The organism is Streptomyces hamibioticus, assembly GCF_047946815.1.
Lineage (GTDB): Bacteria > Actinomycetota > Actinomycetes > Streptomycetales > Streptomycetaceae > Streptomyces.
Window position 1 is genome coordinate 6,419,603 of the sequence record NZ_JBKKQY010000001.1, and the last position, 18,218, is coordinate 6,437,820.

General features: G+C 71.4%; 18 protein-coding genes and 1 riboswitch. Of the genes, 10 read left to right on the plus strand and 8 right to left on the minus strand.

Annotated features, from left to right (window positions below; translation table 11 throughout):
- Nucleotides 1-2 precede the first annotated feature (2 nt).
- From ACLGIH_RS29140 to ACLGIH_RS29165, 6 genes are all read left to right on the plus strand, one after another.
- Complete coding sequence (locus tag ACLGIH_RS29140; RefSeq protein WP_416528253.1) at nt 3-860, plus strand: DUF881 domain-containing protein; 858 nt, start codon at nt 3-5, stop codon at nt 858-860.
- A 148-nt stretch (nt 861-1,008) separates the two neighbouring features.
- On the plus strand, nt 1,009-1,881 hold the full coding sequence (locus ACLGIH_RS29145) for an FHA domain-containing protein (RefSeq protein ID WP_416529509.1): 873 nt from the start codon (nt 1,009-1,011) through the stop codon (nt 1,879-1,881).
- 42 nt (nt 1,882-1,923) lie between these two features.
- On the plus strand, nt 1,924-2,661 hold the full coding sequence (gene ftsR / locus ACLGIH_RS29150; protein ID WP_416528254.1) for a transcriptional regulator FtsR: 738 nt from the start codon (nt 1,924-1,926) through the stop codon (nt 2,659-2,661).
- Nucleotides 2,662-2,745: 84 nt separating this feature from the next.
- Nucleotides 2,746-3,219 (plus strand): bifunctional nuclease family protein, encoded by a 474-nt coding sequence (locus ACLGIH_RS29155; RefSeq protein ID WP_030833746.1) that lies wholly within the window; start codon nt 2,746-2,748, stop codon nt 3,217-3,219.
- Nucleotides 3,220-3,377: 158 nt separating this feature from the next.
- On the plus strand, nt 3,378-4,022 hold the full coding sequence (locus ACLGIH_RS29160) for a MerR family transcriptional regulator (RefSeq protein WP_416528255.1): 645 nt from the start codon (nt 3,378-3,380) through the stop codon (nt 4,020-4,022).
- 93 nt (nt 4,023-4,115) lie between these two features.
- Nucleotides 4,116-5,579: a DNA polymerase IV gene (locus ACLGIH_RS29165; protein ID WP_416528256.1), complete on the plus strand. Its 1,464-nt coding sequence runs from the start codon at nt 4,116-4,118 to the stop codon at nt 5,577-5,579.
- Here ACLGIH_RS29165 and ACLGIH_RS29170 read toward each other — a convergent pair.
- Nucleotides 5,501-5,872 carry a PRC-barrel domain-containing protein gene (locus ACLGIH_RS29170; RefSeq protein ID WP_416528257.1) on the minus strand — a complete coding sequence of 124 codons (372 nt, stop codon included), beginning with the start codon at nt 5,870-5,872 and terminating at the stop codon, nt 5,501-5,503. The two genes, ACLGIH_RS29165 and ACLGIH_RS29170, sit on opposite strands and share 79 nt — an antisense overlap.
- Nucleotides 5,873-5,997: 125 nt before the next feature.
- A riboswitch (glycine riboswitch) is annotated at nt 5,998-6,093 on the plus strand.
- Nucleotides 6,094-6,267: 174 nt separating this feature from the next.
- Between ACLGIH_RS29170 and gcvP the strand changes: the two genes are divergently transcribed.
- Nucleotides 6,268-9,153, plus strand: a complete 2,886-nt coding sequence (gcvP, locus tag ACLGIH_RS29175; protein ID WP_416528258.1) for an aminomethyl-transferring glycine dehydrogenase — start codon at nt 6,268-6,270, stop codon at nt 9,151-9,153.
- A gap of 46 nt (nt 9,154-9,199) precedes the next feature.
- On the opposite strand, the gene ACLGIH_RS29180 is transcribed toward gcvP, so the two are convergent.
- The 5 genes from ACLGIH_RS29180 to ACLGIH_RS29200 all read right to left on the minus strand — a co-directional run bounded on the left by ACLGIH_RS29180 (nt 9,200) and on the right by ACLGIH_RS29200 (nt 13,008).
- A complete protein-coding gene (locus ACLGIH_RS29180) occupies nt 9,200-9,619 on the minus strand; it encodes a TOBE domain-containing protein (RefSeq protein ID WP_416528259.1) in 420 nt (139 codons plus the stop codon).
- A 36-nt stretch (nt 9,620-9,655) separates the two neighbouring features.
- Entirely contained in the window at nt 9,656-10,747 is a 1,092-nt protein-coding gene (locus tag ACLGIH_RS29185; protein ID WP_416528260.1) for an ABC transporter ATP-binding protein, read from the minus strand.
- Nucleotides 10,744-11,535 carry an ABC transporter permease gene (locus ACLGIH_RS29190; protein WP_416528261.1) on the minus strand — a complete coding sequence of 264 codons (792 nt, stop codon included), beginning with the start codon at nt 11,533-11,535 and terminating at the stop codon, nt 10,744-10,746. Before ACLGIH_RS29190 ends, ACLGIH_RS29185 begins: the two co-directional genes overlap by 4 nt.
- A gap of 50 nt (nt 11,536-11,585) precedes the next feature.
- Nucleotides 11,586-12,416, minus strand: a complete 831-nt coding sequence (gene modA / locus ACLGIH_RS29195) for a molybdate ABC transporter substrate-binding protein (protein WP_416528262.1) — start codon at nt 12,414-12,416, stop codon at nt 11,586-11,588.
- 199 nt (nt 12,417-12,615) lie between these two features.
- Nucleotides 12,616-13,008, minus strand: coding sequence for a TOBE domain-containing protein (locus tag ACLGIH_RS29200; protein ID WP_416528263.1), 393 nt, complete (start codon nt 13,006-13,008; stop codon nt 12,616-12,618).
- A gap of 304 nt (nt 13,009-13,312) precedes the next feature.
- Between ACLGIH_RS29200 and ACLGIH_RS29205 the strand changes: the two genes are divergently transcribed.
- From ACLGIH_RS29205 to ACLGIH_RS29215, 3 genes are all read left to right on the plus strand, one after another.
- Entirely contained in the window at nt 13,313-14,605 is a 1,293-nt protein-coding gene (locus tag ACLGIH_RS29205; RefSeq protein ID WP_416528264.1) for an extracellular solute-binding protein, read from the plus strand.
- A 6-nt stretch (nt 14,606-14,611) separates the two neighbouring features.
- On the plus strand, nt 14,612-15,610 hold the full coding sequence (locus ACLGIH_RS29210) for a carbohydrate ABC transporter permease (RefSeq protein WP_416528265.1): 999 nt from the start codon (nt 14,612-14,614) through the stop codon (nt 15,608-15,610).
- A gap of 83 nt (nt 15,611-15,693) precedes the next feature.
- Nucleotides 15,694-16,458, plus strand: a complete 765-nt coding sequence (locus tag ACLGIH_RS29215) for a carbohydrate ABC transporter permease (protein WP_416529510.1) — start codon at nt 15,694-15,696, stop codon at nt 16,456-16,458.
- Nucleotides 16,459-16,587: 129 nt separating this feature from the next.
- On the opposite strand, the gene ACLGIH_RS29220 is transcribed toward ACLGIH_RS29215, so the two are convergent.
- Both ACLGIH_RS29220 and ACLGIH_RS29225 read right to left on the minus strand, forming a co-directional pair.
- On the minus strand, nt 16,588-16,794 hold the full coding sequence (locus tag ACLGIH_RS29220; protein WP_416528266.1) for a DUF5999 family protein: 207 nt from the start codon (nt 16,792-16,794) through the stop codon (nt 16,588-16,590).
- Between the two features lie 288 nt (nt 16,795-17,082).
- Nucleotides 17,083-17,667, minus strand: coding sequence for a hypothetical protein (locus tag ACLGIH_RS29225; RefSeq protein WP_416528267.1), 585 nt, complete (start codon nt 17,665-17,667; stop codon nt 17,083-17,085).
- Between the last annotated feature and the right edge of the window lie 551 nt (nt 17,668-18,218).

Here is an 18,218-nt window from a genome sequence, read left to right on the forward strand (position 1 = left end):
CGATGAACGACCAGGACAACGACCAGGGCCGCAAACCGGGCGGCGGGCTGCGCAAGGAGCTGCCCGAGGAGGTGCCCGCGGCGCCCGGCCCGGCCCCGGAGGGCGTGCAGGCCGCCGGGGAGGAGCCGCAGCCGGCGCTCACCGGCCGCCAGCGACTGGTGAAGGGGCTGTGGCCGCCGCGCGTCACCCGAGCCCAACTCATCGTCGCCCTCCTGCTGTTCGGCCTCGGATTCGGGCTGGCCGTCCAGGTGGCGTCGCACAGCGACGGCGACAGCGCCCTGCGCGGCGCCCGACAGGAGGATCTCGTCCGCATCCTCGATGAACTCGACGACCGTTCGGAGCGTCTTGAGGACGAGAAGCAGGGCCTGGAGAAGCAGCGCCAAGAGCTGGAGAACAGCTCCGACCAGGCCGAGGAGGCGCGCAGACAGACGCTCGAGAAGGAGCGGCAACTCGGCATCCTGGCGGGCACGGTGGCGGCGCAGGGGCCCGGCATCACGATCAGGATCGACGACACGAAGGGGACGGTCGAGGCGGACATGCTGCTCGACGCGATCCAGGAGCTGCGCGCGGCCGGCGCGGAAGCCATCCAGGTGAATGGTGTGCGGGTCGTCGCGAGCACCTATCTGACCGACTCGGGCGGCGATGTGAGCGTCGACGGGAACAAGATCAACGCCCCCTATCGTTTCCAGGTCATCGGCAAGCCGCAGGACCTGGAGCCGGCGCTCAACATCCCCGGAGGCGTGGTGCAGACTCTCGAGAAGGAACAGGCCACCGTTACTGTTGAGCGGTCGAGCAAGATCGTCGTGGACGCCTTGCGAGCGGCGAAGCGGCCTGACTACGCTCGGTCGTCCTCCCAGTGAACCGGGGGCGCATGGGGGCCGTCCGACGAGGGCATGAGGTTGCGGGGGGTCGGCGCACCGATTGGGTGGTGCGTGATGGAAACTGTCTGGTGGAGACGGACGTTGTGAGGATGTCCGGGTCGGCCGGTAGGTTCAGTGAGGGTTCGTCCTGCCCCACGGGCGGGTCTGTTTCGGTCAAGGGGAATCGCCCGTGAAGTTGTTTGCGAAGTTGTTCGGCAAGAGCGCGCGAGAGGGACGCGACAACGCGACCGCTCGTCATCGCGCACAGCCCGACGCGGAAGGCGGGCGCCCGCTCTTCCGCGACCAGGTGGCTGGTCCGGGCGGTGACATTTCCGGTGGTCAGGGCGCGCCGTCGGTTGACCCTGCACAGTCCGGCGGCATAGGTTTCGGGCAACCGTCAACCTCAAGTACGGGTGGAGGGTTCAGCCCAGATCCGTACGCGTCCAATGTCCCGGCGGGGCAGCCGCGGCAGGAGGATCCGTCCATGTCGGCCCTGGTCTGTACGAGGTGCGGTAACCGCAACGCGGAGAACAGCCGCTTCTGCTCCAACTGCGGCGCGCCGCTGCGCCCGGGCGTTGCGGCGGAGCGTTCGTCCGAGACGACGTCCACGATCTCCATCTCGGGCCTCGAGGCCTACGACGCCGAGGCCACCGGCCAGACGCCGGTGCCGACGCTCTCGCCCGAGGCACAGGCGGCGGTCGAGGCCCTGCCGATGGGCTCCGCGCTTTTGGTCGTGCGGCGCGGTCCGAACGCGGGGAGCCGCTTCCTGCTGGACGGCGAGCTGACCACGGCCGGGCGGCACCCGCAGAGCGACATCTTCCTGGACGACGTGACGGTCTCCCGACGGCACGTGGAGTTCCGCCGCGGCGCGGACGGCACCTTCACGGTGGCCGACGTCGGCAGCCTGAACGGCACGTACGTCAACCGCGAGCGGATCGACCAGGTCGCCCTGTCGAATGGAGACGAGGTGCAGATCGGCAAGTACCGGCTGGTGTTCTACGCGAGCCAGCGGGGCTACTGACCGTCCCCCGGACACGCTCCGGGGGGACCCCAGGGAAGGTCCATGCTTCAAACACCGAGCGGCGGGGCCGGGCACGGTACCGCCGCCACGGACAGTGGGCTGATGAGCATCGGCACGGTGCTGAACGTGCTGCGCGACGAGTTTCCCGACATCACCATCTCCAAGATCCGTTTTCTGGAGTCCGAGGGCCTGGTCGAGCCACAGCGGACCCCGGCCGGGTACCGCAAGTTCAGCGCCCACGACGTCGAGCGCCTCGGCCATGTGCTGCGGATGCAGCGGGACCACTATCTGCCGCTCAAGGTCATCCGCGAGCACCTGGACGCCATGGAGCGGGGCGAGGCGGTCCCGCTGCCGGCGCTCGGCCGCCAGCGGGACGGGGAGGCTCCGGCGGGGGCCGGGGACGGGCCCACGGCGGCCCGGATCGGGCGGTCGGAGCTGCTGGCCGCGGCCGGCATAGGGGAGCAGCAACTGCACGAGTGGGAGTCCTACGGGCTGATCACTCCGCTGTCCGACGGCGCCTACGACGCGGAGTCCGTCACGGTGGCCTCGCTCGTCGTCGAACTGGGACGGTTCGGGATCGAACCACGCCATCTGCGGGTGATGAAGGCCGCCGCCGACCGGGAGGCCGGGCTGGTGGACCAGGTGGTGGCCCCGCTGAAGCGCCACCGGAACCCGCAGACCAGGGCGCACGCGGAAGCCCGGGCCAAGGAGCTGGCGGGGCTGGCCGTGAAGCTGCACGCGGCGCTCGTGCAGAGCGCGCTGGGCGTGCGCCTGCCCTGAATCGGGTGGCGGTGGGGGGCCGGATCGGCCACCCGTTCCCTGCTCGACTACCCAAACGTCCCGAGCACGGCCTAGGGTTGCTGTGTGAACGAGCTCGATGTCGTAGGTGTCCGGGTCGAGATGCCCTCCAACCAACCGATCGTGCTGCTGCGCGAAGTGGGAGGCGACCGTTACCTCCCCATCTGGATCGGCCCGGGGGAGGCGACGGCGATCGCCTTCGCCCAGCAGGGCATGGCTCCCGCCCGGCCGCTGACCCACGACCTGTTCAAGGACGTGCTGGAAGCCGTCGGCCAGGAGCTCACCGAGGTACGCATCACCGACCTGCGTGAGGGGGTCTTCTACGCCGAGCTGGTCTTCGCCAGCGGTGTCGAGGTGAGCGCCCGTCCGTCCGACGCCATAGCGCTGGCGCTGCGCACCGGAACGCCGATCTACGGCAGCGACACGGTGCTCGACGACGCCGGTATCGCGATCCCGGACGAGCAGGAGGACGAGGTCGAGAAGTTCCGCGAGTTCCTCGACCAGATCTCACCGGAGGACTTCGGCAGCAGCAATCAATGACGCACCTCACGAGCGCATTCGGCTAGCCTTACCCCGCGGTGGGACACGGCAAACCACTCGTAGGGTGATTATCACTCGGCGTGCCGAGTGTGGCGATCGTTGACGCACCCTTGGTGACTGCCTACCGTCGAGGAGGCAGGTCAAGGACGGAGGTCGGCGTGAGAATCAGCGGCGACGGTACGGCTGGGGGTGCCCCCGGACGCAGTCTCGGGTCGAGTGGCCCGTACCGGCTTCCCAACGGCGCGGCCGATCACGTTCCGCAGCGTCCCACGGTCATGCCGAGCAGCGGAGGGGCGACGTCCATGGCGTCCGAGCAGATCGGCTACCGAGGCCCGACGGCCTGCGCGGCGGCTGGTATCACCTACCGGCAGCTGGACTACTGGGCCCGCACCGGACTGGTCGAACCGAGCGTGCGACCGGCCTACGGCTCCGGGACGCAACGCCTGTACAGCTTCCGTGACGTCGTCGTCCTGAAGATCGTCAAGCGGTTCCTCGACACCGGGGTGTCGCTGCAGAACATCCGCACCGCCGTCCAGCACCTGAGGGAGCGCGGCTTCCGCGACCTGGAGCGGATGACGCTGATGAGCGACGGCGCCACCGTGTACGAGTGCACGTCGCCGGACGAGGTGCACGCCCTGCTCCAGGGCGGACAGGGCGTCTTCGGCATCGCCGTGGGTGTGGTGTGGCGGGACGTGGAGAGCGCGTTGTCGCAGTTGCACGGCGAGCGGATCGACACCGGAGAGACCCTGGTCGGACACAATCCGGCGGACGAGCTGGCCCGGCGGCGCAACCGGGCGGTCTGAACCGCCCCGAACCACCCTGGCTCCCCGGTCCGCGGGCGAATTCCCCGGCCCGGGGACAGGGCGTTGTCAGTGGCGTAGGGCAGCATCGGAGATGTGAGGACCGCGCCCACGATTCTGCATCTCGACATGGATGCCTTCTTCGCCTCGGTGGAGCAGGCGTCCAAGCCGAGCCTGCGTGGCAAGGCCGTCGTCGTGGGCGGGCTCGGGCCCCGCGGAGTGGTCGCCACCGCCTCGTACGAGGCACGGGTCTTCGGCGTCCACTCGGCGATGCCCATGGCGCAGGCCCGGCGCCTCGCGCCGAACGCCGCCTATCTGGTGCCGCGCGGCGCCCTCTACCGGTCGATCAGCGAGCAGGTGATGGAGCTGCTGCGGGCGCTGTCGCCGCTGGTGGAGCCGCTGAGCCTGGACGAGGCGTTCGTGGACCTGGAGGCCGGCGGGGCGGCCTGGGACGCGGAGTCGGCGCGGCTGGCCGGGGCCAGGCTGCGCGCGGACATCCGGGCCGTGACCGGGCTCTCGGGCTCGGTCGGACTGGCCGCCTCCAAGATGCTCGCCAAGATCGCGTCGGAGCAGGCCAAGCCCGACGGGCTGGTCCTGATCGAGCCGGGCACCGAGCGGGCGCTGCTGGGCCCCATGTCCGTGCGGACGCTGCCCGGGGTGGGACCGGCGACGGGCGACCATCTGCGGCGGGCCGGCATCACCACGGTCGACGAGATCGTCGAGGCGGGCGAGGACGAGCTGGTCCGGCTGCTCGGCAAGGCCCACGGGCACGGGCTGTACGCCATGGCGCTGGCCCGCGACGACCGGCCGGTGGTGGCGGAGCGGGAGACGAAGTCGGTGTCGGTGGAGGACACCTACGACGTCGACATCCACGACCGGACACGGGTCGGCCTGGAGGTGCGGCGGCTGGCCGACCGGTGTGTGCGGCGGCTGCGCGGGGCCGGGCTGTCGGGGCGCACCATCGTGCTCAAGGTGCGGCGCTACGACTTCTCCACCCTGACCCGGTCCGAGACCCTGCGCGGGCCCACCGACGACCCGTCGGTGATCCGGGACGCGGCGGCGCGGCTGCTGGACTCGGTGGACACCACGGGCGGTGTGCGGCTGCTCGGGGTCGGCGTCAGCGGGCTCGCCGACTACACGCAGGAGGACCTGTTCGCGCAGGCGGCGGGGGAGCGGGCGGAGGAACTCGCCGAGGAGCCGGACGCCGAGCCCGCCGAGGAGCCGCGGCAGCCGCCCGCCGAGCGCCGCTGGCCCTCCGGGCACGATGTGCGGCACGCCGTCCACGGACACGGGTGGGTGCAGGGCAGCGGCCTCGGGAGGGTCACCGTGCGCTTCGAGACGCCCGGCTCGGAGCCGGGGCGGGTGCGCACCTTCCGGGTCGACGACCCCGAGCTGGCGCCGGCGGAGCCGTTGCCGCTGGTGGGCCCGCCGGCGTCGGCGCAGCGAAGACCCGCGGCGCCCGGCATCCGGCCGCCGGTCGGTCAGGCCTCCTCGGAGCCCGCCAGCTTGCCGAAGTCGCGGTCGGGCGGCGGGGGAGGGGCCGCCACGTCGAGACCGTAGTGGTGGTAGAGCTGGAGTTCCTGCTCGGGAGACAGGTGCCGGCCGACGCCGAAGTCGGGGGCCTCCTTGATCAGCGCCCGGTCGAAGGGCACGCGCAGGGTGCCGTCGACCAGCTCGCTGGGCTCGAGAGGGACGAAGGCGTCCCTGCTGAACAGGCCGGTGCGTATGGCCGCCCATTCGGGAACGCCGGTGGCGTCGTCGAGGTAGACCTCGTCGATGGTGCCGAGCTTGGTGCCGTTGCGGTCGAACGCCTTGCGGCCGATCAGGTTGCGCGGATCGATGTCGGTGCGCACGGTCCCTCCACGTGGTCGCAAACCATCCGGTAAATCATCCGTAAGCACTACAAAACGGCACATTCGTGATGGCGGCCACTCGAAGGTGGGGGCGTTGACCTCGCTGGTAGGCTGACAACGGCTGCTGACCCTGTGCGGGAGAGTCCTCCGAACTCCATCGGAGGCGCCGAAGGAGCAAATCCTCCCCGGAATCTCTCAGGCCCCTGTACCGCACGGACGAGGTCACTCTGGAAAGCAGAGCGGGTGTCGACGGCTTCCGCTCTCACCGACGGTGAAAGCCGGGAGCCCTCGGGCGGCCCGGTGAAGCTCTCAGGTCGAGATGACAGAGGGGGAGGCCGTCCGGGTACCCGTGCCGTGGTGCCCCTCGAAGGTCGTCAGACCAGGAGGCCTCCGCAATGACCGCCCATCGCACCCCGCTCTCCGAGCTCGAACAGGGAACGCCCTTCGAGCAGCGCCACATCGGCCCCGACCACGAGGCCCGGGCCAAGATGCTCGCGCAGGTCGGTTACGGCTCGCTCGACGAGCTGACCGCCGCCGCGGTGCCGGATGTGATCAAGAACGCCGAGGCGCTGGACCTGCCGGGCGCCCGCACCGAGCCCGAGGTGCTGGCCGAGCTGCGTTCCCTCGCCGACCGCAACCAGGTCCTCGACTCCATGATCGGCCTCGGCTACTACGGGACGTTCACCCCGCCCGTCGTCCTGCGCAACGTCATGGAGAACCCGGCCTGGTACACCGCGTACACGCCGTACCAGCCGGAGATCTCCCAGGGCCGCCTGGAGGCCCTGCTGAACTTCCAGACCATGGTCGCCGACCTCACGGGCCTGCCCACCTCCGGCGCCTCACTGCTGGACGAGGGCACCGCGGCCGCCGAGGCCATGGCCCTGTCCCGGCGCATGGGCAAGAACAAGAAGGGCCTGTTCCTGGTCGACGCGGACGCGCTGCCGCAGACCATCGCGGTCATCCGGACCCGCGCCGAGCCGACCGGCGTCGAGGTCGTCGTCGCCGACCTGAGCGAGGGCATCCCGGCCGAGGTCGCCGAGCGGGAGATCAACGGCGTCCTGATCCAGTACCCGGGCGCCTCCGGTGCCGTACGCGACATCAAGCCGGTCATCGACCAGGCGCACGAGCTGGGCGCGCTCGTCACCGTCGCCGCCGACCTGCTCGCGCTCACGCTGCTGAAGTCGCCCGGCGAGCTGGGCGCGGACATCGCCGTCGGCACCACCCAGCGCTTCGGCGTGCCGATGGGCTTCGGCGGGCCGCACGCCGGCTACATGGCCGTCCACGACAAGATGGCCCGCAGTCTGCCCGGCCGCCTCGTGGGCGTCTCCGTGGACGCCGACGGCGACAAGGCCTACCGCCTCGCCCTGCAGACGCGTGAGCAGCACATCCGCCGCGAGAAGGCCACCAGCAACATCTGCACCGCGCAGGTGCTGCTCGCCGTGATGGCCGGTATGTACGCCGTCTACCACGGTCCCGAGGGGCTGAAGACCATCGCGCGCCGCACCCACCGCTACGCCACGGTCCTCGCCGCGGGCCTGACGGCCGCCGGTGTGGAGATCGTCCACGGCGCCTGGTTCGACACGGTCACCGCCCGGGTGCCGGGCCGGGCCGCCGAGGTCGTCGCCGCCGCCCGCGACAACGGCGTCAACCTGCGGCTGGTCGACGCCGACCACGTCTCCTTCGCCTGCGACGAGACCACCCTGCGCGCCCAGGTCGGCGCCGTGTGGTCGGCGTTCGGCGTCGAGGGCGACATCGAGGCGCTGGACGCGGCGACCGAGGACGCCCTGCCCGAGGCGCTGCTGCGGACCGACGACTACCTCACCCACCCGGTCTTCCACCAGTACCGCTCCGAGACCGCGATGCTGCGCTACCTGCGCCGCCTCGCCGACCGCGACTACGCGCTGGACCGCGGCATGATCCCGCTGGGCTCCTGCACCATGAAGCTCAACGCGACCACCGAGATGGAGCCGGTCACCTGGCCGGAGTTCGGGCAGCTGCACCCCTTCGCGCCCGCCGAGCAGGCCCAGGGCTACCTCACGCTCATCCGCGAGCTGGAGGAACGTCTCGCCGAGGTCACCGGCTACGACAAGGTCTCCCTCCAGCCCAACGCCGGGTCGCAGGGTGAGCTGGCCGGTCTGCTCGCCGTCCGCGGCTACCACCGCGCCAACGGCGACGAGCAGCGCACGGTGTGCCTGATCCCGTCCTCCGCGCACGGCACCAACGCGGCCAGCGCCGTGATGGCCGGCATGAAGGTCGTCGTCGTCAGGACCGCCGAGGACGGCGAGATCGACATCGAGGACCTGCGGGCCAAGATCGAGCAGCACCGCGACGAACTGGCCGTGCTGATGATCACCTACCCGTCCACGCACGGCGTGTTCGAGGAGCACGTCGCCGACATCTGCGCCCGGGTGCACGACGCGGGCGGCCAGGTCTACGTCGACGGCGCCAACCTCAACGCGCTGGTGGGCGTCGCCAAGCCGGGCCACTTCGGCGGCGACGTCTCGCACCTGAACCTGCACAAGACCTTCTGCATCCCGCACGGCGGCGGCGGCCCCGGCGTCGGCCCGGTGGCCGTACGGTCGCACCTGGCGCCCTACCTGCCCAACCACCCGCTGCAGCCCGCGGCCGTCCCGGAGACCGGCGTGGGGCCCATCTCCGCGGCTCCCTGGGGCTCGGCGGGCATCCTGCCCATCTCCTGGGCGTACGTCCGTCTCATGGGCGGTGAGGGGCTCAAGCGGGCCACGCAGGTCGCCGTGCTGTCCGCCAACTACATCGCCAAGCGGCTGGAGCCGCACTACCCGGTGCTCTACACCGGCCCCGGCGGACTGGTCGCGCACGAGTGCATCATCGACCTGCGCCCGCTGACCAAGGCGACCGGTGTGAGCGTCGACGACGTCGCCAAGCGGCTGATCGACTACGGCTTCCACGCGCCGACGATGTCGTTCCCCGTCGCCGGGACGCTGATGATCGAGCCGACCGAGTCCGAGGACCTCGCCGAGCTCGACCGGTTCTGCGAGACGATGATCGCCATCCGCGCGGAGATCGAGAAGGTCGCCTCCGGCGAGTGGCCCGCGGAGGACAACCCGCTGCGGGGCGCGCCGCACACCGCCGGCGCGCTGAGCGGTGACTGGGAGCACGCGTACACCCGTGAGGAGGCCGTCTTCCCGGCCGGGGTGTCCGCCGCCGACAAGTACTGGCCGCCGGTGCGCCGGATCGACCAGGCCTTCGGCGACCGGAACCTGGTCTGCTCCTGCCCGCCGCTGGACGCGTACGAGGACTGACCGAGGTACGGAAGGAAGGGCCTCGCCGGTGGGCGGGGCCCTTTCGTCATACCGCCGCCAGCGACACCTCGGTGGACTTGATCAGGGCGACGACGGAGCTGCCGGTCGACAGCCCCAGGTCGTCGGCGGCGTCCCTGGTGATCGCGGCGGTCAGCTCGCCGCCCTCCACGGCGATCCGTACGGACGCCATCGCGTCGCCGGGGGCCAGGCCGGTGACCGTGCCGGGGAGCCGGTTGCGGATGGACAGGCCCTCGACGGGGGCGGTGGCCAGCGAGACCTCCGTCGACTTCACCAGGGCGCGTACGGCGGTGCCCGGTCGAAGACCGAGGTCGTCGGCGGCGTCGCGGGTGATCGCCGCGGTGAGGTCCTGGCCGCCGGTGAGGCGGACCATGACCGTCGCCATGGCCTCGCCCGGGGTGACGGCGGTGACGGTGCCGGGGAGCTGGTTGCGGATGCTCAGGCTCATGGCGGCACGGTAGCCCGGTGAGTGCCGTGCGCCGCCTTACGCCGGGTATGCGTGTGTCTGCGTCGCTTTGACCGTCGCCCACACTCGCGCGCCCGGATGGAGGCCGAGTTCCGCCGCGGCGACGGTGGTGAGGTCGGCGGCGAGGCCCAGGTCGCCGGTGAGGTCGGCGCGGATCCGGTCGCCGTGGGTCTCCAGGCCGGCGACCTCGCAGCGCCACAGGTTGCGGGCGCTGGAACCGGCGGGGCGCTCCCCGTACAGGGTGACCGCGCCGGGCGGGAAGGCCACGAAGACCGGGCCGGTGAGGTTTTCGGTGGTGGTGATGGCGGGGCCCGCGTCCAGCCGGACGGTGTGCCCCTCCGCCCGCCCCCGGTAGAGGTTGAGGCCGACCAGCTGGGCGATGTAGTCGGTGCGCGGCCGGCGGGCGATGTCGGCCGGGGCGCCCTCCTGGACGATGTGGCCGTGCTCCACGACGACCAGCCGGTCGGCCAGCACCATGGCGTCCAGCGGATCGTGTGTGACCAGGACGGCGACCGCCTCGAACTCGGCCAGGTGGCGCCGGAGCTGAGCACGCACCTCCAGGCGGGTGCGGGCGTCCAGCGCGGCGAGCGGCTCGTCCAGGAGCAGCAGCCGGGGGTGGGTGGCCAGGGCGCGGGCCAGGGCGACGCGCTGGGCCTGCCCGCCGGAGAGACGGCGCGGCCTGGCGCCGGCGTGCTCGGCCAGCCCCATCCGGTCCAGCCAGGCGGCCGCCTGCGCCCGGGCCGCCGCCTTGCCCGCGCCCCGGCAGCGCGGCCCGAAGGCCACGTTGTCGAGCGCGCTGAGGTGCGGGAAGAGCAGGTAGTCCTGGAAGACGACGCCGACCGGCCGGGACTCGGGCGGCGTACGGTCCAGGTCGGTGCCGTCCAGACGCAGGTGGCCGTCCGAGAGCGGTACGAGACCGGCCAGTGCGCGCAGGGCGGTGGTCTTGCCGGCGCCGTTGGGGCCGAGCAGGGCGACGACGTCGCCGGGGGCCGCGGTCAGGGTGACGTCGAGGCGGAAGGCGCCGCGGTCGACGACCAGGCGGGCGTCGAGGCCCTCGGCGTGCGGGGCGGTGCCCGCGGGATCGGCGGTGAGGGGGCGGGGCCGGGTCATGAGGTGGTCATCCAGCGGTCGCGCAGCCCGGCCAGGACGGCGATGGAGACGGCCAGCAGCACCAGGCTGAGGGCGATCGCCGCGGCCGGGTCGTTCTGCAGGGCGAGGTAGACGGCGAGCGGCATGGTCTGGGTACGGCCCGGGAAGTTCCCGGCGAAGGTGATCGTCGCGCCGAACTCGCCCAGGGCGCGCGCCCACGCCAGCACCGCGCCCGCCGCGACGCCCGGCGCGATGAGCGGCAGTGTGACGCGGCGGAACGCGGTGAAGCGGGAGGCGCCGAGGGTGGTGGCGGCCTCCTCGTAGCGCGGGTCGGCGGCCCGCAGGGTGCCCTCCACGCTGATGACGAGGAAGGGCATCGCCACGAAGGTCTCGGCGAGGACGACACCGGTGGTGGTGAACGGCAGCGTGACGCCGAACCAGGCGTCCAGGTACTGCCCGACGACGCCGTTGCGGCCGAACGCGAGCAGCAGCGCGACACCGCCGACCACCGGGGGCAGCACCAGCGGCAGGGTCACCAGGGCGCGCACGAAGCCGCGGCCGGGGAAGTCGGTGCGGGCCAGCAGCCAGGCCAGCGGGACGCCGATGAGCAGGCTCAGTACCGTCGCCGACGTGGCGCACACCAGTGACAGCCGCAGGGCCTGCCACACCTCCGCGCTGGTCAGCTGCTCCGGCAGGCTGGTCCACGGGGCCCGGACGAGCAGGGCGATCAGCGGCAGCAGCAGGAAGGCCAGGCCGACGACCGCCGGGACCAGCAGGGGCAGCGGCGCTCCCCGGCCGACTGTGCTCATCCGGCCGCTTCCGCCCGTCCGGCCGCCGCGGCGCTTGGGCCCGGTGGCGGTCACGGCTTCAGGAACCCGGCTTCGCCCAGCACCCTCTGGCCCTCGGCGGAGCGAACCAGGTCGATGAAGGCCTGTGCCGCCTCGGGGTTGGGGCCGTTCTTGAGCGGGGCGATCGGATAGTCGTTGACGGCCTCGGCCGCTTCGGGGAAGGACACGCCCTCCACCTTGTCCCCGGCCGCCGTGACGTCGGTCCGGTAGACAAGGGCGGCGTCGGCCTCCTTCAGCTCGACCTTCGTCAGGGCGGCCTTGACGTCCTCCTCGTAGGAGACCGGCGTGAGCTGGACGCCGCCGGCCTCCAGCGCCTTCTGCGCGGCCGAGCCGCAGGGCACCGTCCTGTCGCACAGCACGACCTTCAGGCCGGGCCCGGCGAGGTCGTCGAGGGAGGAGATCCGGTCGGGGTTGCCCGGCAGGGTGGCGATCTGCAGCTGGTTGCGGGCGAAGGTGACCGGCGCGCCGGCCGTGTCGCCGGCGTCGGTGACGGTCTTCATCGTCCTCGGGCTGGCGGCGGCGAACACATCCGCCGGGGCGCCGCTGGTGATGCCGGCGGCCAGGCTGTCACTGCCGTTGAAGTTGAAGGCGACCTCGGTGCCGGGGTGCTCCTTCTCGAACTGCCTGCCGAGCGCGCCGAAGCTCTCCTTGAGCGAGGCGGCGGCGAAGACCGTGACCGTGCCGGAGAGGTGCGCGGACGAGCCGCCGGAACCGGAAGCGGCGGCGGGGCCCGGGCCGGACGAGGAGCAGGCGCTCAGGGTCAGCAGCGCGGCGGCTCCCACCACGGCGGGCCGCAGCGTCCGGCGGGTGCGGTGCGTCCGGCCTGTGGATCGGGTCGTCACGGGGCCACTCCTCTACGTCCTTGGGGAGCCCGGGGGCGAGGCGGCCGAGCCCTTCCGGCCGGGGCGCTCCGCAGGTCTCCTCCGATGCGTCGATCATACTTCCGCATCTGCGAGGGGTAAGTCTGCTGTCGCATCGCATGAGCCAGCCCAAGAGGTCACAGGGGCCGCATGTGCGTTCCTACGGATGACCCGTTGTGCGTCAGGCGCGGTCGATGTGGACGTTCGTCGACTTCACGCGGGCGGTCGCCTCCACGCCGACCTCCAGGCCGAGTTCCTCGACGGCTTCCCGGGTCAGCAGGGAGACCAGTCGGTGCGGACCGGCCTGGATCTCGACCTGGGCGGCGACGTCGCCGAGCTTGATGGCGGTCACGATGCCGGGGAAGGAGTTGCGGACCGAGGTGTACGGGGTGTCCTCGTCCGCGCCCGAGCCGGCCAGTTCGACCGAGAACGCGGCCAGGTCCCGGCCGTCGATGAGCCGCCGCCCGCTGTCGTCGCGGTGTGTGGTGATCCGGCCCGCGTCCGCCCAGCGGCGTGCGGTGTCCGGGCTGACGCCGAGCAGCCGCGCCGCCTGGCCGATCGTGTAGGACTGCATGCCGGTCACGATAGGCCGGGTGCCGGGGAGCGCACGCTCGCGGGGCGCAGGCCGCACGCTCCACACTTCAGCCGCTCTCTGCGGATCGCTTCGTAACGATCGATTGTTTAGTCGAAAGTTTCGGGACCGTTGCCGCCCCTGAATGGACGGCGGACGCGTGTCCGTAGTCAGCCCTGCGTGCCTCCGTCGCGGATTGGTTTCGCCCGAGGGGTTGCCACCCTTCACGGGCTGTCTTTAGGGTGCGGCAGCAACGCAGCTTTCTGGATTGACTCCGAAACTTTCGAGACTCTTCGAGGAGCACACAATGGGCGACCCGGCACTGTCCCGCCGCGGCTTCCTGGCGGCCTCCGCCGCGGCCGGCCTGGGCATGACGGCACTCAGCGGCTGTGGCGGTGACTCGGACGGAGGGGCGTCGGGGACGACCACCATCGAGTGGTGGAACATCTCCACCACCCAGCCGACCAAGGACGTCTGGGCCGCCCTCGCCAAGGAGTTCGAGGCACAGAACCCCAAGGTGAAGGTCAAGATCGTCCAGCTGGAGAACGACGCCTACAAGTCGAAGATGACGGCGCTCACCGCCTCCGGAAAGCTCCCGGACATCTTCCACACCTGGGGCGGCGGCGTACTGCGGCAGCAGGTCGACGCCGGACTCGTCGAGGACCTCACGGACCGCACGAAGGAGTGGGCGGACGGCCTGCTCCCGGTCGCCAAGGAGCCGTACCTGATCGACGAGAAGGTGTACGGCATCCCGTTCGACATCGGCATGGTCGGCTTCTGGTACAACAAGGCGCACTTCGCGAAGGCGGGCATCGGCTCCCCGCCCACCACGTGGAGCGGCTTCCTGGACGCCGTGCGCGCGCTGAAGGCCGAGGACATCACCCCCATTGCCCTGGCCGGCAAGGAGAAGTGGCCCGGCATGTACTACTGGGCCTACCTCGCCATGCGCACCGCCGGTGCCGACGCCCTGGAGAAGGCCGCCGAGGACCAGGACTTCACCGGGCCCGGGTTCGTCGCGGCCGGACGCCACCTGGAGGAGCTGGTCGAACTTCGGCCGTTCCAGAAGGGCTTCCTGGGCGCCGCCTATTCCACGCCCACCGGCCAGGCCGCGGCGGTCGGCAACGGCAAGGCGGCGATGGAGCTGATGGGCCAGTGGGCCCCGGTGGTGCAGGCCGACGCGGGCAAGGGGCTCGGCGACGATCTCGGCTTCTTCCCGTTCCCCGCCGTCGAGGGCGGCAAGGGGGCCGTCAGCGAGGTGTTCGGCGGGGGCGGCGGGCACGCCCTGCGCCGCGGCGCCCCGCAGGCCGCGGTCGACTTCCTGGAGTTCTTCGCCTCGGCCGCCACCGACCGCAAACTGGTGAAGGAGACCGGTGTGCTCCCCGTGGTCCCGGCCGCCGAGGACGCGCTCACCGACCCCAACCTCATCGCCGTCCAGAAGCAGCTGAAGGGCGCCACCGGCTTCCAGCTCTACCTCGACCAGGCCTACGCGCCCGCCCTCGGCCAGGAGGTCAACGACAGCGTCGCCGCGCTCATCGCCGGTTCCAAGTCCCCCGAGCAGGTCACCGAGTCGATCACGCAGACCGCGAAGGAAGCGCAGTAGCCGCCGATGACCTCCACCTTCCTGCCGGACAAGCGGACCGGGCCCGAGGCCGGCCCGCCTCCCCCGTCCCCCGCCGCGGTCCGGGAGCGGTCCCGGCGCCGCGCGGCTCACTGGTTCACCGCGGTCGGTTTCCAGCTGCCGGCCCTGGTGCTGTTCCTGGTCCTCGTCCTGCTGCCGATCCTGTTCGCCCTCTACGCCGCGTTCTTCCGCTGGGGCGGCTTCGGCATGCCCTCCGACTTCATCGGCGTGGAGAACTTCAGCCGGCTGTTCGCCGATCCGGTGTTCCTCGGCGACCTGTGGCGCTGTCTCGTCCTGGTGGTGCTCTCCCTCGCCCTGCAACTGCCGTTCGCGCTCGCCATGGCGGTGCTGCTGAACCAGCGGGTGCGCGGCCGGGCGGTGTACCGGATGCTGTTCTTCGCGCCGTACGTGCTCTCCGAGGCCATCACCGGCGTGCTGTTCGCCATGATCTTCGCCCCCGGCGACGGCCTCGCCGACCGGATCCTGGGCGGTGTCGGTCTGGACGGGCTGGGCGGCGAGTGGTTCGCCGACCCGTCCATGGTCATGGCGACCCTGTTCCTGGTCATGACCTGGAAGTACTTCGGCTTCCACATGATGCTCTACCTCGCCGGGCTGCAGTCCATCCCGGCCGAGTTGAACGAGGCGGCGCTGATCGACGGCGCGAACGCCTGGCAGCGCTTCCGCAACGTCACCCTGCCCCTGCTGGCCCCGACGCTGCGCATCAGCGTCTTCCTGTCGGTCATCGGCGCCATCCAGCTGTTCGACCTGGTCTGGGTGGTCACCCAGGGCGGACCCGACCATCACTCCGAGACCATGGCCGTGACCATGTTCCAGTTCGGCTTCCAGCGCTACCAGGTCGGCTACGCCAGCGCGATCAGCGTGGTCATGTTCGGCATCAGCCTCGTCTTCGCCCTCGCCTACCAGCGGTTCGTGCTCCGGCGCGACCTGGAAGGAGCCACCACGACCATGCGAGGAGGCGGGAAGTGACGCTCGCTCCGAAACCGGCCCCCGGCAGGCGGAGGCTGCGCACCCTGCCCCTGCACGCCGTCCTGGTCACGGTCGGCGCCGTGATGGCCGTACCGCTGCTGTACGCCGTCCTGTCCGGGTTCAAGTCCACCGACCAGCTCTCGGACAACCCCGTCGGGCTGCCGGACCCATGGGTGGGGGCCAACTACACCGGCATCCTGGGGTCCGGTTCCTTCTGGCGGCTGGTGGGCAACAGCACGCTGATCGCGGTGGCCACCACCGTGCTCGTCGTCGCGGTGTCCGCGCTCGCCGCCTTCTCCTTCGCCCGGTTCGCCTTCCGCGGGCGGGAGCTGTTCTTCACTCTGTTCACCATGGGGCTGATGTTCCCGTTCGCGGTGGCCGCGCTGCCCCTGTTCCTGCTGCTGCGCGCGCTGGGCCTGCTGGACAACCCGCTCGGTGTGATCCTGCCGCAGGCCGCCTTCGGGCTGCCGATGACCATCATCATCCTGCGCGGCTTCTTCCGGCAGATCCCCGGCGAGCTGGAGGAGGCGGCCACCCTCGACGGCTGCGGCCCGTTCGGCTTCTTCTGGCGGGTGCTGCTGCCGATGGCCCGGCCCGCGCTCGGCACCGTCTCGGTCCTCGCGGTGGTCACCAGCTGGAACAACTTCTTTCTGCCGCTGCTGGTGTTCACCGACTCCACCTGGTGGACCATCCCGATCGGGGTGCAGCAGTTCCAGGGCCAGTACTCCGCGGACACCGCCCGGGTCTTCGCCTACCTGGTCCTCGCGATGGTCCCCGCGCTCGCCTTCTACTCGGTCGCCGAACGCCAGCTCGTCGGAGGCCTCACCGCCGGTGCCACGAAGGGGTGAACCGCCGGTGTTCCCTGGGGGCCACGGTGAGTGACCGGCCCCGGACACGCAGCGGGGCCGGTCCGCAGGGAGTGCCTGCGGGCGGCCCCGGGGTTCGCCGGACGGTGTCGCGCGCCGCCCGGCCGGTGCTCAGGCGGCCGTCATCACCTGGCCGGCACCGAGCGGTCGGTGCGGCGCGATGACCCGGCCGTCCGGCAGCAGCTCACCGGTGTCCTCGAAGAGCACGATGCCGTTGCACAGCAGGCTCCAGCCCTGCTCCGGGTGGTGCGCCACGAGGCGGGCGGACTCCCGGTCGGCGGACTCGGCGGACGGGCACGGTGGCTGGTGCTGGCACATGGAAGGGATCTTTCGCTCTGTCGTGATGTTCATGGCCGCCCCCGTTTGCAATACGTCGGTGTGAAACCAGTGTTGCCCTACGGGTGCCGATCCGCAGGGATTTCACGGCACTGGGTCTTACAGATTGATGACGCATCACCCGCGCGGGCGGTTCATTTCAAGTGCGCTGTCACTTCGGATGGTTCGGCATGGCCGGAAAGGGCTAGCCCGGCTCGTACGAGCAGTGAAATGCTCGTACGAGCACGGGTCATGAGGGCGTGACGCGCACCGGCACTGCGGGCCGTTCGGTCAGGCGGGGGAGCGCAGCAGTCGCGTCGGCGTGACCCGGTGGCTGAGGACCGGGAGCAGGTCGGCCACCCGGTGGGCCCGGTGGGCCGCGATGCCGGGCGGTGCCGGCGCCAGGGGGACCAGCAGGTCCGTCGGGGCGGGGTGCCCGGCGGACGGGTCCGCGGCGCGGTCGCCGTGCAGCCACAGCGTGAGCATGTACAGGCCGGGTACGGACAGCAGGCGCGGCTGGTAGGGCTGCGGCACCGACTCGGCCTGGCGCAGCGCTCGCTCGGTCGAGGCGATGTAGGGGCCCTCGAAGAAGTGCGAGAAGGCCCAGCCGTCCGGCGTCAGCATGGTGTCCGCCGCGGCCACCGCCCGGTCACCGCAGCGGATCAGGAACCGCCACGCGGCCAGCCGGGTGACCGGCACACCGTCGGCGGTGACCCGGTCCAGCACATGCACGGGCAGCGGCAGCTCGGGCGTTGCCGGGCCCTGGGCGCGGAGCAGGGCGGGAGTTCGGGCCTCGTGGACCGCGGTGGGGGAGGAGAGCGCGGTGACGACCGAGCGGAGGGCGGGCGCGGGAGCCGGGGGGACATGCAGCGGCATGATGGGTCGCCTCTCATTCGAAGGCACGGTGGCGCGAGGGCGGGGGCGGACGACGCTGTCAGCTCAAAGGGATGGGAGACCAGGGGCCGAAGGTTCGGCTACCGAAAGAGAGGGGGTGAGGCCTGTCGTACGCCATCGCGACGGCAGGGTCCTGTGACCGAGGCTCGCCGGCCTTCTGCCCTGTCCGGCGAGTTTATACGACAAGTGTTCACGCTGTGTTTCCGCTAGCCTTTTTCGGCAACCAGAACAAGAGTACATTCGGTCGGCGAAATGCGGACTTCATCCTGATTCCCGGACGGGTGTACGGCCGTGACCTCGGCAAGGGCCCGCGGTGCGGTCGGCCTATTGTCGTCGGCGTTTTTCACGAGTATCCGGAGCCCGGAAACTGCGCGATGCGCCTTGCCGGGTGAATGTGCCACCGGTCGCGGCGCTTCAGCGTAGCGGGTGCCGAGGCGGCGCGGGGACGTTATCGATCGCTTTCCCGGGGCATCATCCCACCTGACCCGCACACCGGTGGCCCGCCCCGGTGGCCCACTGATCCGAGAAGGGAC